Origin of the sequence: Deinococcus arboris (assembly GCF_009755355.1) — a bacterium.
Taxonomy (GTDB): Bacteria; Deinococcota; Deinococci; order Deinococcales; family Deinococcaceae; genus Deinococcus; species Deinococcus betulae.
This window is the reverse complement of the sequence record NZ_WQLB01000093.1, coordinates 1-487: the sequence shown is the minus strand read 5'-3', so window position 1 is coordinate 487 and position 487 is coordinate 1. Positions and strand designations below refer to the sequence as shown.

The window sequence follows — 487 nt, the reverse complement described above, 5'->3', positions numbered from 1 at the left end:
CCGTCAGGGTGGATCTTTTGCCAAGCGACGCACCATCAGCCGAATCATGACTTCATAGACCAGGTTCTCTGCAGTTTCCACCAGCGCCTCGTAGTCCTTGGCCATCCTCCGCGACTTCCCCAACCAGGCGAAGGTTCGCTCCACCACCCAGCGGCGTTTCAGCACCACAAACCCTTTCGGCACCTCCACGTGTCGTGGAGGTGCGTCCTTTGGCGCCCAGGTCCCCTGCCACCCGGACCAGGGATGCTTGACGATCTCCAACGTCCAGCCCAGATGGGTCTTGATGTCGCTCGCCAGCTTGCCGGTGTACCCCGCATCCGCCCACAGGTGCCCCATGCGTGGGAAAACATTGGGGAGGTCGCGCAGCAGGAGGACCGCACCAGTGCGGTCCTGGATATCGGCCTCGTGTACTTTGATCGCCATGACGAGTCCCAGGGTGTCGACGAGCAGGTGACGCTTGCGGCCACTGACTTTCTTTCCACCGTCG

1 protein-coding gene is annotated in these 487 nt (G+C 62.0%); it reads right to left on the bottom strand.

The genetic code is table 11. The features are described from left to right. Positions 1-3: 3 nt before the first annotated feature. Positions 4-487, bottom strand: a 484-nt coding sequence (locus tag GO986_RS22470) for a transposase (protein WP_157461753.1), incomplete at its 5' end; no start/stop codon positions are given.